Annotated in this window: 11 protein-coding genes; all 11 read left to right on the plus strand. The window is 53.8% G+C overall.

What is annotated here, in order from left to right; all coding sequences use genetic code 11:
• Positions 1-144 precede the first annotated feature (144 nt).
• The 11 genes from EO763_RS03505 (at position 145) to EO763_RS03555 (ending at position 12,983) form a co-directional block, all read left to right on the plus strand.
• Entirely contained in the window at positions 145-1,500 is a 1,356-nt protein-coding gene (locus tag EO763_RS03505) for an NCS2 family permease (protein ID WP_039491137.1), read from the plus strand.
• Positions 1,501-1,781: 281 nt separating this feature from the next.
• Complete coding sequence (locus EO763_RS03510; protein ID WP_044203999.1) at positions 1,782-3,428, plus strand: Na+/H+ antiporter; 1,647 nt, start codon at positions 1,782-1,784, stop codon at positions 3,426-3,428.
• Between the two features lie 359 nt (positions 3,429-3,787).
• Positions 3,788-4,498 (plus strand): response regulator transcription factor, encoded by a 711-nt coding sequence (locus EO763_RS03515; RefSeq protein ID WP_039491134.1) that lies wholly within the window; start codon positions 3,788-3,790, stop codon positions 4,496-4,498.
• Positions 4,476-5,975: a sensor histidine kinase gene (locus EO763_RS03520; RefSeq protein WP_161528106.1), complete on the plus strand. Its 1,500-nt coding sequence runs from the start codon at positions 4,476-4,478 to the stop codon at positions 5,973-5,975. Before EO763_RS03515 ends, EO763_RS03520 begins: the two co-directional genes overlap by 23 nt.
• A 312-nt stretch (positions 5,976-6,287) precedes the next feature.
• Complete coding sequence (locus EO763_RS03525; protein WP_010295686.1) at positions 6,288-6,509, plus strand: Flp family type IVb pilin; 222 nt, start codon at positions 6,288-6,290, stop codon at positions 6,507-6,509.
• Between the two features lie 7 nt (positions 6,510-6,516).
• On the plus strand, positions 6,517-7,068 hold the full coding sequence (locus tag EO763_RS03530; RefSeq protein ID WP_161528107.1) for an A24 family peptidase: 552 nt from the start codon (positions 6,517-6,519) through the stop codon (positions 7,066-7,068).
• Between the two features lie 46 nt (positions 7,069-7,114).
• Positions 7,115-8,059, plus strand: coding sequence for a Flp pilus assembly protein CpaB (gene cpaB, locus EO763_RS03535; protein WP_161528108.1), 945 nt, complete (start codon positions 7,115-7,117; stop codon positions 8,057-8,059).
• A gap of 79 nt (positions 8,060-8,138) precedes the next feature.
• The gene (locus EO763_RS03540; RefSeq protein ID WP_161528109.1) at positions 8,139-9,578 is read left to right on the plus strand and encodes a type II and III secretion system protein family protein; all 1,440 of its coding nucleotides are present in this window, start codon (positions 8,139-8,141) and stop codon (positions 9,576-9,578) included.
• 21 nt (positions 9,579-9,599) lie between these two features.
• On the plus strand, positions 9,600-10,286 hold the full coding sequence (locus tag EO763_RS03545; protein WP_161528110.1) for a CpaD family pilus assembly protein: 687 nt from the start codon (positions 9,600-9,602) through the stop codon (positions 10,284-10,286).
• A 14-nt stretch (positions 10,287-10,300) separates the two neighbouring features.
• Entirely contained in the window at positions 10,301-11,500 is a 1,200-nt protein-coding gene (locus tag EO763_RS03550) for a CpaE/TadZ family protein (RefSeq protein ID WP_161528111.1), read from the plus strand.
• A gap of 79 nt (positions 11,501-11,579) precedes the next feature.
• A complete protein-coding gene (locus tag EO763_RS03555; protein ID WP_039543444.1) occupies positions 11,580-12,983 on the plus strand; it encodes a TadA family conjugal transfer-associated ATPase in 1,404 nt (467 codons plus the stop codon).

Genomic DNA, 12,983 nt, shown 5'->3' on the forward strand with positions numbered 1-12,983 from the left:
CGCAGCCAACGCGCGTGCAGCTTGAAGAATGACGGGTATATACGGTTCATGATGCGTCAGCAATGTTGGTGCATTCGCGGAGCAAGGCCGCAGGAACCGTCAGAATCGATCTTAAATAATAATGGCATTTCAGGGGATACCACCATGTCAAACACCACCCGTCAGGCAGGCTCGAAGGGCCCGCTTGATGCTTTTTTCAAAATTACACAGCGCGGCAGTAACGTGCGTCAGGAAGTGTTAGCTGGCCTGACGACGTTTTTGGCTATGGTTTACTCCGTCATTGTGGTTCCGAGTATGCTGGGCAAGGCTGGCTTCCCGCCTACCGCCGTGTTCGTTGCAACCTGTCTGGTTGCTGGGCTGGGGTCGCTGCTGATGGGATTGTGGGCCAATCTGCCGATGGCGATTGGTTGCGCGATTTCGCTGACGGCGTTCACCGCGTTCAGTTTGGTGCTGGGGCAACAAATCAGTATTCCTGTGGCGTTGGGGGCGATCTTCCTGATGGGTGTGCTGTTCACCATCATTTCCGTTACGGGCATCCGCTCCTGGATCTTGCGTAATTTGCCGATGGGCGTGGCACATGGCACGGGAATTGGTATCGGTCTGTTCCTGCTGATTATTGCCGCCAACGGTGTGGGTCTGGTGGTAAAAAACCCGATTGACGGTCTGCCGGTAGCGCTGGGTGATTTCACTTCTTTCCCCGTCATTATGTCCCTACTGGGGCTGGCGGCGACTATCGGTTTAGAGAAGCGTCGCGTGCCGGGCGGTATTCTGCTGGTTATTATCGCGATCTCTATTCTGGGGCTGATTTTTGACCCGAATGTAAAATACGCTGGCTTCTTTGCGTTGCCTAGCCTGACGGCCGCTGACGGTTCGTCGCTGATCTTCAGTTTGGATATCATGGGCGCATTGCAGCCGATGGTTCTGCCGAGCGTACTGGCGCTGGTGATGACTGCCGTATTCGATGCCACCGGTACAATCCGTGCCGTTGCCGGACAGGCAAACCTGTTGGATAAAGACGGGCAAATCATCAACGGTGGTAAAGCCCTGACCGCAGACTCCGTCAGCAGCATTTTCTCCAGTCTGGTCGGGACATCTCCGGCGGCGGTTTACATCGAATCCGCAGCGGGTACGGCGGCGGGTGGGAAAACGGGCTTAACGGCAACTGTCGTGGGCGTGCTGTTCCTACTGCTGCTGTTTGTCTCTCCGTTAGCGTATCTGGTTCCTGGCTATGCCACCGCGCCAGCGCTGATGTACGTCGGTCTGCTGATGCTGGGCAACGTCTCTAAACTGAATTTTGATGATTTCGTGGATGCCATGTCCGGTTTGGTATGTGCCGTATTCATTGTACTGACCTGTAACATCGTGACCGGTATCATGCTGGGTTTTGGCGCGCTGGTATTAGGCCGCATCTTCTCCGGCGAATGGCGTAAACTGAACATCGGCACCGTGATTATCGCTGTCGCGCTGGTGGTGTTCTACGCTGGTGGCTGGGCGCTGTAATTCTTTCCAACAGACCTTCTGGCACCGTCCGGAAGGTCTGTCATTCCTCGGTCTTTCCTTCTTCTTTCCCTTCCTTATCATTTTCCACGCCAAACGCGATTTTATGTGCCCTTTTATTGGTTTTGGGTTGATGTTACTTATGTGATAATCAGAGAAGTAATTACTTTTCTTCTCCACCCAGAAATCCATTTTCATACCGAGCTAAATGCGTTAAATATGGAAGCGTTGTTTGTTCGCTAACAGGTAGAGTTTTTTGATTTAGGAGTACGTCTAAGGAAAGCATGGAAATATTTTTTACGATTCTTATTTTGACCCTGGTGGTATCCCTGTCCGGGGTAGTTACCCGCATTTTACCTTTTCAAATCCCTCTGCCTTTAATGCAAATCGCGCTGGGTGCCATCCTTGCCTGGCCCCAGTTCGGTCTGCACGTTGATTTCAATCCCGAGCTGTTTATGGTGCTTTTTATTCCGCCGCTGCTGTTTGCCGACGGCTGGAAAACACCCACGCGTGAGTTTCTGAGACACGGCCGGGAAATTATTGGTCTGGCGCTGGTTCTGGTGCTGATCACCGTGGTGGGCATCGGCTATTTCATCTACTGGATGGTGCCGGGTATGCCGCTGATTGCCGCTTTTGCGCTGGCTGCCGTGCTGTCGCCGACGGATGCCGTCGCGCTGTCTGGTATCGTGGGTGAAGATCGTATTCCGAAAAAACTGATGGGCATTTTGCAGGGCGAAGCGTTGATGAACGACGCGTCCGGTCTGGTGTCGCTGAAGTTTGCTGTCGCGATTGCGATGGGCACGATGGTGTTTACGGTTTCTGGTGCGACGCTGGAATTTATTCAGGTTGCGCTGGGCGGGCTGTTGGCGGGCGTCGGTGTGACCTGGCTATACGGTAAATCGCTGCGCATTATTAGCCGCTGGAGTGGCGATGATGCCGCAACGCAGATCGTACTGCTACTGCTGCTGCCTTTTGCGTCATATCTGATTGCAGAACATATCGGCGTGTCGGGTATTTTGGCAGCGGTGGCGGCGGGGATGACGATCGGTCAGTCCGGCGTGATTCGTAGTGCACCACTTACCATGCGACTGCGCGCGAACGGCGTGTGGTCGATGTTGGAATTCGTGTTTAACGGCATGGTATTCATCATGTTGGGTCTGCAATTGCCTGATATTTTGGAAACCTCGGTGACGCAGGCAGAGCTGGATCCAACGGTTGAAACCTGGATGCTGTTTACCGATATCGCGATCATCTATGGTGCTTTACTGCTGCTGCGTTTCAGCTGGCTGTGGGTGATGAAAAGATACAGTATGCACATCCAGAAAAAGCGCCCGATGATCTTCGCCGAATTTTCCACGCGCGAGCTGTGGATCGCGTCCTTTGCCGGCGTGCGAGGGGCGATTACGCTGGCGGGCGTGCTCTCTATTCCGCTGCTGCTGACCGATGGCACCGCGTTCCCATCACGCTATCAACTGGTGTTTATCGCCACGGGCGTGATTTTGTTTTCTCTGCTGTGTGGTGTGCTGGCGTTGCCGTTTCTGCTGCGTGGTGTGGTGGTCGCAGACAAGGCCGCACATGCCAAAGAAATCCGCATGGCGCGTATGGCTGTGGCAGAAGTGGCGATCAAAAGTATGCACAAAATGGAGGAGCGTCTGGCGGCCGATCGGGAGGAAAACATTGATGAGCAGGTGCTGAAAGAAGTCAGCGCACGCGTCATCGGTAATCTACGCCGACGGCTCATTGATAAAGACGATCCTGAAAATGGCCTGCTGATTGAGAATCTGGAGCGGCGTTTTCGTCTGACCGCGCTGAATTCTGAACGTGCGGAGCTGTATCACCTGCGTGCCACGCAGCAAATCAGCAATGAGACGTTGCAAAAAATGCTGCACGATCTCGACCTGATGGAAGCGCTCCTGATCGAAAATGAGTAAGACGCGGTGAGGCGATCCCCGTTACCGCGTTGATTTCTTTATCTTCTCTTTCTTTCCTCACCATCCCCATGGCGTAAGCGATGGGGATGTTTTTTATGCGTCCAGTCTAAGAACGATGTCAGGCGATTGTAAACTGCTTGTCACTAAATGATAATGATTGTTATTATCCGTAGGACTTTTCTCATAAGTGAAAAGCAGAGAAGTAAAAAGCCAGAGAAGTAAAAAAACGAGAAGCAAAAAACGGCCCGCACGGTATTAACATCGTGTGGGGTGAATGGCTGTTTGAAGGACCAGATAAAAATAAACGGACATTAACCCTGAATTAATTAGGTAATAAGCCACGTTTATAGGGGAAAATTATGCGTGTATTAGTGGTTGATGATGATTCTGTGCTGTGCCATTGGCTGGGGTCTAAATTACATTCCCACGGCCATTCTTGCCGAATGGTGCACGATGGCGCACACGCATTAAAAGCAATCAAGGATGAAGTCTATGATGTCGTTCTGTTGGACAGAATGTTACCCATCATGGATGGATTTACGGTATTACGTGAATTACAAGGCTCACGTCATCCGCCTATTATGCTGCTCTCGGCGCTGGATCGTGATGTCGATCGGGTGATGGGGTTGGAGCTTGGCGCGGAAGATTATCTCGGCAAGCCTTTTAATTTTAATGAGCTTAGGTTACGTCTGGATATTATGGCGCGGCGCGGTAAGCGCCATGTTGATAATCCTTCCATGCTGAGCTTTGAAGATCTGCAGCTTGACCGTATGCAGCGCGTTGCATGGCGCGGCGGCAAGCGTATCGATTTGACCGATAAAGAAATCAAGTTACTGATTATATTAATGGAAAATCCGGGTCAGGCGATTACGCGTACGATGCTGTTAGAGCGCGTATGGGGCTACAATTTTGATCCGCAGACCAATCTGATCGACGTTCATATGTCAAAACTGCGGGCAAAAATTGATAAAGGGTTCCCGCGTCCATTAATTAAAACGCTGAGAGCGATGGGCTATGCATTAGGCGCGGTAGATAAGGACAAAATCGATGTTGGCAGCCACGCTGAATAAAATAAAAATAAAGAAGCTCGGGCAGCGCTGGCAGGTAAAAATAAAACACTGGCAATTACTAGGGGCAAGCCAATACCCTGGCTTTTTATGCACCTCTAATTTTCGCCAGGCAATAACCATTGTTTTTCTGTTCTTATTGATGATGCTGATGTGTATTGTCGGCTTCAGTTCATTAAGTGAAACGCTGATTAGAACGCATGTCCGCGAAGTTATTCTGGGTAATATTTATGATTATTCGATGCAGTCGCGTTTAACGAATGCCGATAGCCTGATTACGCAATTACGGCAGGATAATCGAGCGAAAGGGGATGAATTACCGCTGTTTTTGGTGATGGATAAACACGGTGATATTTTGTATCACAATCATCCTTTAAGGACGCATCTTTTAACCCCTCATTCTGCCAATACGCACCCTCTGGAAATGCGACAGCATACCGATTGCCAGATGGATGTTAGCTGTCTTAAAGCCGAAATTTCCAGCCCAGACGATCCCAATCTGATCGGTTTGTCCGTGATGTTGGATGACGGGGGCGTGCTGTTTACCGCTTACAACATTCGGCCCATGTTAGAACGGGTGAGGACGATCCCGCTCGTGGCGGGGGCAGGACTGTTTGTCGTGTTGCTTTTCTGCCTGTTTGTCAGCCGTCATTTCAGCTTACGCAGCTTGCGCAGCGTGGAGAAAATCCGTGCGGCGCTGCATCGCTACAGCAGCGGTGAGCAACAGGTGCGTATGCCGCTGTCGCCTTACGACGATGATTTTGACAGTCTGAGTGCCGATATTAACCAGAATCTGGAGCGAATTGAGCGCCTGATGGAACAGGTGCGCAGCACCTCCAGCCATGTCGCGCATGAACTGCGTACGCCGCTGACGCATCTGCAAAATCGCTTGTTCAACCTGACGGAGCGCGCGGGGCTGGATAACGACATTCGTGATGAGTTGAATCTGGCGGTGGACGAGGTGCATAAAATCCTCGGGCTATTCCGTACCGTGATGCGTATCGGTGAAATCGAAAGCGGGCGCTGTGTGCACCAGTTTGAGAACATTGAAGCGCGCCAACTGCTGGAAGAAATTGCCGAATATTATCAGCCGCTGGCGGAAGAGCGCGGCTGTCATCTGAAAATTGAAATTAAAGCTGGCATTCAGCTCTTTGGCGACCGGGCGCTGCTGTTTCAGGCGCTGGCCAATCTGGTGGAGAACGCGCTGAAATACGCGGCGCAGGGAAAATACATCACGTTGAGCGTGACGCTGTATCGCGGCTGGATCGCCCTGAGCGTTGCTGACCGCGGTCCGGGCATTCCGCCCGCGCTGCATGCCAAAGCGTTACAGCGCTTTCAGCGGCTGGATACCTGGTTTCAGTCCGGCTATGGGCTGGGATTATCTCTGGTGCAGGCGATCACCGATCTGCACGGCGGCAAGCTCTATCTGGACTCCTCCGAACCGGGCTTGAGCGTCTACCTATGTCTTAATCGCTGCTAATCCTTTTTTTCGTGATGAATTCGACGCGCGGTAAGTGGGTTTTCCCTGCTGACCACGACCATTTTCTCTCGATCGTTTATGAATATCCCTGCAAAAAATATGAATATTTATTAATTTTTCTTGCAATGTAAAGTATGTTAATTATTGATTTATATTGATAATTTATTGCATGGAAAGATTAACGAATATTAATGTTCTACTGCTTGCGACGCTTGATAATAAGTCTCATTATTAATCTTATTATCATCATGGCGCCCCCCGAATTTCTGAGTAGGCCATGATTTCTTTGCCTGCGGATTAGAGAGTCTTCCCATGAAAAATATGAAAGCAAAACTGCGTTCTTTCCTGCGTGACGAAAGCGGTGTAACGGCTATCGAATACGGCATTCTTGCAGCGGCAATGGCAGCAGCCATCGGCGCTATTTTCGGCGGCGACGGTATCTTCGTGAAAGCGCTGAATGAGAAATTTACCCAAATCGCCGATCAAATTACCGGTACGGGCACCAGTGGCGGTACATCCGGCGCAGCGAAATAAGCGCGAGATGGCGGATTACGCGCACTGGCCGCAGACGGCACTGCTGATGGTGTGCCTGTTGTGGTGTATCAGTACCGACCTGTTAGTACGCAAAATTACGAATCAGGCGGTACTGATTTTATTGCTGGGCTGGCTGTTTTTCAGCGCTTCACATGTCCTGCAAGCCGGTGCGTTAGATATGTTGGCTCTACGGAAAACGCTCTGGGCGCTGCCTGGCGCGGCGGCAGTACTGGTTGTGGGATTTTTGCTTTTCCTCACCGGCAGATTAGGCGCTGGTGATGTCAAGCTGATGAGTGTGCTGTGCCTGTGGGTTGGGCAAGGGCACCAGATCGTTTTCATCATGGTGACGGCGCTGGCTGGCGGTGTTCTGGCGCTCAGTCTGCCGTTGCTGAATACCGTACCCACAGCGGTTGCGATGGGCATTCAAACCACCAACCGGATATTCAAGAGTCGGTTGCCTATGCCACCCGCGTTGCCCGCCGATCTTTCTCAAGGCATACCTTACGGCGTCGCCATTGCGTTCGGCGCGATGTATGTCCTGATTTTTCCCTTGTTTTAATTCTGTCGCAGCTTTAAGACACACACGCTAGGGTAGGCAAGTTGAAATGAAAGTGAACTCTACATACGTACTGTCAGGCGCGCTCGTTCTGGCAGGCATTGTTGCGCTGATGGTGCGTAGCCATCTCTCTTCTGAACCCCCAGCGCCGCCTCCGGTCGTGGTTAAAGCGCCGGAAAAAACGGCTGTTTTGGTGGCCGCGAAAGATCTGCATCCCGGTGATTTTCTGGATTCATCCTCCCTGCGCTGGCAGGAGACAGATGAATCAGTTTCTCGTTCATTTAACTTTGTTCGCGGTAAAGACAGTCAGTCGCTACTGTTCGGCTCAACGTTGCGTGAAGCAGTGGCAGAAGGTGCGCCGTTAAACAGTAATGTATTAGTAAAGCCTAATGAACCGGGTTTTGTTGCTGCGGTGTTGGGTAAAGGGATGCGTGCTATCTCCGTTCCTACCAGCGCTATTGCGAGCAATGCCGGGTTAGTGTCCGCAGGCGATCGTGTTGATGTGATCCTCAGCATGAAACGAGACGATCAGTCAGAGCTACCTGCAAGCCGTAATCAGCCTGTTGTGATGCCGCTGCTGGCATCACAAACGATCGTGCGCGATTTACGCGTATTGGCGCTGAACGATAAAACCGGTACGCCAGTATACCCACGCTTTGATACCGCGGAAGACGGTACGGTGCTTGATGCCACCGCCAAAAGCCGTGAGTCTGCCGTGCGTTCTCGTCCTGCAACCTATCAAACCGTGACGTTGGAAGTGACGCCTCAACAGGCTGAAGCGCTGGCGGTTGCCAAAGAACTGGGCATTCTGCATTTGGCACTGCGCAGTGCCGATCTGGATGACATGGTCGATCCGGCCACAGGGCGACCACATGTGACCACGGTTCCGCTGGCGACCGATATCTACGGAGCACTATCTGCCGGATCCGGCGGACACAAAGTGAAAATCTATCGCGCCGAGCAAAAAGACGTGGTGACGTTCCCCTCCCGATAGGAAGAACACGCAATCTGACAGCCTGCGGGGTGCCGCAAGTTGCTCATGGAAAAATGAAGCCCATTACGGAATTAAGTAAATGACGATGTTTTCGCTGTTTTTGAAATCGGACTTTCGGGGTACGTGCAAACGATTGCTGGCCGCTGGCCTGTTTAATGCGGTATTGCCTGTCACGCTGACAACGATGATGTTGCCTGCGACCACGCTGGCTGCCGGTGTATCGGTAGCGCCAGTCACCGATGAGGTGCGACTGACCGTGAATCAGGGACGGTTACTGCACCTTGATGCGCTGCCGGACAGCGTGCTGGTGGCCGATCCGAATATTGCCAGTTTTGAACTGCCTTCACCGGGTAATCTGTTTGTCTACGCCAAAAGCGTCGGCACCACCACGCTCTACGCGATGGATGAAAATGGCAATGTGATCAACGCCATTCGTCTGGTGTCTGAGCATGATTTGAAAGCGCTGGGTGAACGCATGAAGCGTGAATTCCCCGGTGCGGATATCCAACTGGAAGCCTCAATTCCCAGCGGCGTGATTGTGCGCGGCAGCGTCGATACCCCGCAGGATGCCAAGCGCGTGATCGACAGCATACAGGCTTATATCAGCGCGTCCTCCGGCGGCGGCGGGCAGGGTGGTGGAGGCGGTGGCGAAAGACTGCCAGGCTCCAGCGAATCCTCCGGCAAAGTCATCAACCAGCTCAAAATCAAAACGCCTTCGCAAATCAATATTCAGGTGCGCGTGGTGGAAGTGTCCCGCAAGTTAACCAGTGAACTGGGCTTCAACTGGGCGGCATCACTGAGCACCGGTAGCGGCAACATGACCGCAGGCAGCGGATCGCGTCTTAATTTGTTCAACGCCACGACGGGGAGATTTGCTAACCCAACGGATGCGGGCTTCCTGAATTTTGGTCGCTCCAGACTGAGCGGATTGTTAACCGCGATGAACCAACAGGGCATGGCAACGGTATTGGCTGAACCTAACCTGACGGCGATGTCAGGGGAAACCGCTGCGTTTGCCGCAGGTGGTGAAGTGCCCATCGTCCTGATCACCAATAACAGCGTCAGCATCGATTACAAATCCTACGGTGTGATTCTGCGCATGACGCCAACGCTGCTCTCTGCCAATCGCATCAGCCTGCACATTGCGCCGGAAGTCAGTGAGCTGACCGACGTTGGTTCCGTACAGTTGGAAGGCGGATCGCGCATTCCGGCATTAACGGTACGTCGTGCGGATACCACGGTAGAGCTGGCCAGCGGACAGAGCTTTGCACTGGCGGGCATGCTGCGTAGCGCCGGTAGCCAGACGATCAACGGCGTGCCGGGATTAAGTAGTGTCCCGATGTTTGGCCGCCTGTTTGAAAGCGAGTCCACCAGTCAGGAAGAAACGGAATTGGTGATTATCGCGACCGCCTATGTCGTTGAGCCCGTTAACGCGGGCGATCTCCAGACGCCGGGACAAGGCGTAAAAATGCTGGATTCGTCTATGCCGCGCTCTGCATCTATCGGCTATCTCTACTGAGTCCGTGAGGGGCAATAAAACATGAAAACGATCAACAACAGTTACCCTCTGCTCCGCCCACTGCACATGCGTGCGGCTGTGCTTACCGCCGTCGTTCTGCTGGCAGGATGCGGATGGAATAAGCCGATTAACGATGTACGTATGCAGCGCTTTGATCAGCCTGGGCTTCAACCCATTGCTGTCCAGCCTTCATCGGTGTCAGTGCCGTTACTGGTTGCACCGAACGGGCGGGGTTTCCTTCCTGAATCCCTGAAACAGCTCAATATCATGTTGAAGGATCAGGGACGGCTCTCCGCACAGACGCTGACGCTTATCCCACACAGCGCGAGCGGCGAGCAGATGGCAGGGCGACTGGTTACCGTGCTGAAAAACGCCGGTGCTAATCCACAGAATGTGAAGCAGATGCGCCGTTCTACGGCGAGTGGACAGAATGGCGATTTGGAAGTGATCTCCGAAGCGCTGGTGGTCAAAACCACCCGCTGCACGATCAATGACCCCAATCAGCTGATGGTGAAGCCCTATGAGGCGATGGGTTCTCTCGGCTGCGCTACGCAAAACAATCTGGCGATGATGGTCGCCGAACCACGCGATCTGATTCAGGCGAAAGCGCTGGATAGTGCGGATGGCGTGACGGCGGTCAATAGCATCGAACGCTATCACAAAGATGAAGTGAAAGAGCTCATCGACATTAACTTTGAAGAAGATTAAGGGCGTGACATTCCATGAGTGAAATTACCCCTAACGATGGTGAAGAACTGGCGCTGCCGCTGGTGGCATTCGCCAATGACGTACGCGATGTGGCTGACCTCAGCGATCTCTTCAGCCGTCTGAAACAGCCAGATGTTCCGGTGATGTCTGGCGGTATCGCCGCGGCTCGCCAATGGTGCGAGCTGAATGTCCCGCCGCGTATTTTACTGGTGGATCTGGAAGGGGCGCACTGGCCACTTCCGGCACTGGAAGAACTGCTGAGCGTTTGCGGCCCCACCAGCCAGGTGATTGCGATAGGCAAAGAGCAGGATGTCGGTTTGTATCGCGCACTGCTTCAGGCGGGCGTAGTGGACTATCTGGTGAAGCCGCTCACGCTGGATCTGCTGGCGGCAACGCTGGCGAAGTGTGAAGGCCAACAGGCTGGGCCAGAATATGCCCGCATGGGCAGAACGATTGCTATCGTCGGCGCCAGCGGCGGAAGCGGCGCAAGTACTGTGGCGATGGGGCTGAGTCGCCTGCTGTCCGGCGAACGTCACTTGCCTGTGGCACTGGTGGATTTTGACCGTCGTAACGGCGACCAACTGCTGTTGCAGGGGCAAACCGATGACGCGGGTCTGGCGGCGGTGTTGGGGACGCAGGAACTGGATACCCGACTATTACAGCGTGCCATGCTGCGCGTGGATACCCGTCTGCACCTGCTGGCACAGAAGCCGGAACTGGGGGAATTGGCTCCGGTTGACGTGGATAACGTGCTGAATCTCGGCGGTGCGCTGTGCCGCATGTTCAATCAGGTGATTTGGGATCTGCCTAGCAGCTACCCAACCGGTGCGCTGGACGTGCTGACTTACGCGGATCTGCGCATCATCGTGACGGAATTGACGCTTCAGGATGCGCGTAATGTACGGCGCGTGCTGAATGAGATCGGCGACGAAAGCGAAGGACAACGCCTGTTGCTGGTGCATAACCAGAGCCGTTTTGCTACGACCGCGCCGTTAAGCCGCGATCAGTTCGAGCAATTTACTGGTCGGAAGATTGATGTCGTGCTGCCGAATGCGGGCCACGCGCTGTCGCAGAGCCTGACGCTCGGTGCACTGAATCTGGCTGCGGCACCGGCTTTCCAGCAGGGATTACGCCAACTGGTCGATCTGGCCTGCGGTGTACGCGCCAGACCAGCGGAAAAACGCTGGTTCTCGCGTTGGTTAAAACGCGCGTGATGATGTTCAGCGTGCACCGTTTTCTTAAAGGTTAACGGACTATTTTAGGGTTACGGACTGTTTTTTGGGGTTCAGGATTATGTTGATTCGCAAGAATAACCTGCAAAAAAGTGAAGCAGGAAAAAGTACGCCTCAGCCTGCGCCTGCTGCCAATGTGGCAGAACTGAAAACGCGTCCGGCTGCGGAGAACCGCACACAGCCTGCGGCGAACACGTCTTCTGGATCTGCACCGGCTGCCCGCCAGACGGACAATCGGACCAGCCAGCGTCGGATTATCCGCGCACAGCTCTACGATCAGATCGACGCGGGTAAAGCGGCGATGATGGGGCGTGACAAGCTGCTGGTGCAGATCGAAACGGTGATCCGTCGCATCTGTGATGAGCAGCGCTTGCAGCTTTCCCGGCAGGAAGAAGAAGCTATCGCCGCCGAAATGCTGGATGAGATGACCGGGATCGGGCCGATCCAGCCGCTGCTCTCGGATGACACGGTCAACGATATTTTGGTCAACGGTGCTGGTCAGGTGTTTGTTGAGCGCTTTGGCAAGCTGGAACTGTCGCCGATTACCTTCATTGATGAAGAGCATGTGTTTAACACCGCGCAGCGTATTGCCGCCGCGGTGGGGCGTCGTATCGATGAAGCCAGCCCGATGGTGGATGCGCGTCTGCCGGACGGTAGCCGCGTCAACGTCATCACCTATCCGCTGGCGATCGACGGCACCACGATCTCGATCCGTAAATTTATGCGCCGCAACCTGTCGCTGGAAATGCTGGCTGAGCGTCGCTGCATGTCCTACGCGATGGCGGATGTCCTGAACAAAGCGATGCAGGCGCGCGTTAACGTGATCGTCTCCGGCGGAACGGGGGCGGGTAAAACCACCTTACTGAATGCGCTGTCGCAGAAAATCGGCAGCACTGACCGCATTATCACCATTGAAGATGCCGCCGAACTGCAATTGCAGCAAGAACACGTGGTGAGGCTGGAAACTCGTCCCGTCAGCGCCGAAGGCACTGGCCGCGTCGACCAGCGCGATCTAATGCGTAACGCCCTGCGTATGCGCCCCGACCGCATCATTCTGGGCGAGGTGCGCGGCGGCGAGAGCTTCGACATGTTGCAGGCGATGAATACCGGTCACGACGGTTCGCTGTGTACGGTGCACGCCAATACCTCGCGCGATGCGATACAGCGTCTGGAAAATATGGTGATGATGGCCAACATGCAACTGCCGCTGATGGCGATCCGCCGTCAGATCGCCAGCGCGGTGCACCTGATCGTGCAGATCGAACGTATGCGTGACGGCATGCGCCGCGTGGTGTCCATTACCGAAGTGTGTGGCATGGAGAACGAAGTGATCCAGCTTCAGGATCTGTTCAGCTTCAACATTCAGGGGATGGATGGACAAGGTCTGTTGACGGGTGAATATGTTCAGCACATTCAGCGCCCGCAGTTCTACAGCGATAAAGCGCATCTGTTCGATGCGCAGTGA

Origin of the sequence: Pectobacterium odoriferum (assembly GCF_009931295.1) — a bacterium.
Classification (GTDB): Bacteria; Pseudomonadota; Gammaproteobacteria; order Enterobacterales; family Enterobacteriaceae; genus Pectobacterium; species Pectobacterium odoriferum.

Excerpts from the sequence above, each read along its gene's own strand:
- EO763_RS03505 (WP_039491137.1), top strand. The coding sequence starts at position 145 with ATGTCAAACACCACCCGTCAGGCAGGCTCGAAGGGCCCGCTTGATGCT.
- EO763_RS03510 (WP_044203999.1), top strand. The coding sequence starts at position 1,782 with ATGGAAATATTTTTTACGATTCTTATTTTGACCCTGGTGGTATCCCTG.
- EO763_RS03515 (WP_039491134.1), top strand. The coding sequence starts at position 3,788 with ATGCGTGTATTAGTGGTTGATGATGATTCTGTGCTGTGCCATTGGCTG.
- EO763_RS03520 (WP_161528106.1), top strand. The coding sequence starts at position 4,476 with ATGTTGGCAGCCACGCTGAATAAAATAAAAATAAAGAAGCTCGGGCAG.
- EO763_RS03525 (WP_010295686.1), top strand. The coding sequence starts at position 6,288 with ATGAAAAATATGAAAGCAAAACTGCGTTCTTTCCTGCGTGACGAAAGC.
- EO763_RS03530 (WP_161528107.1), top strand. The coding sequence starts at position 6,517 with ATGGCGGATTACGCGCACTGGCCGCAGACGGCACTGCTGATGGTGTGC.
- cpaB (WP_161528108.1), top strand. The coding sequence starts at position 7,115 with ATGAAAGTGAACTCTACATACGTACTGTCAGGCGCGCTCGTTCTGGCA.
- EO763_RS03540 (WP_161528109.1), top strand. The coding sequence starts at position 8,139 with ATGACGATGTTTTCGCTGTTTTTGAAATCGGACTTTCGGGGTACGTGC.
- EO763_RS03545 (WP_161528110.1), top strand. The coding sequence starts at position 9,600 with ATGAAAACGATCAACAACAGTTACCCTCTGCTCCGCCCACTGCACATG.
- EO763_RS03550 (WP_161528111.1), top strand. The coding sequence starts at position 10,301 with ATGAGTGAAATTACCCCTAACGATGGTGAAGAACTGGCGCTGCCGCTG.
- EO763_RS03555 (WP_039543444.1), top strand. The coding sequence starts at position 11,580 with ATGTTGATTCGCAAGAATAACCTGCAAAAAAGTGAAGCAGGAAAAAGT.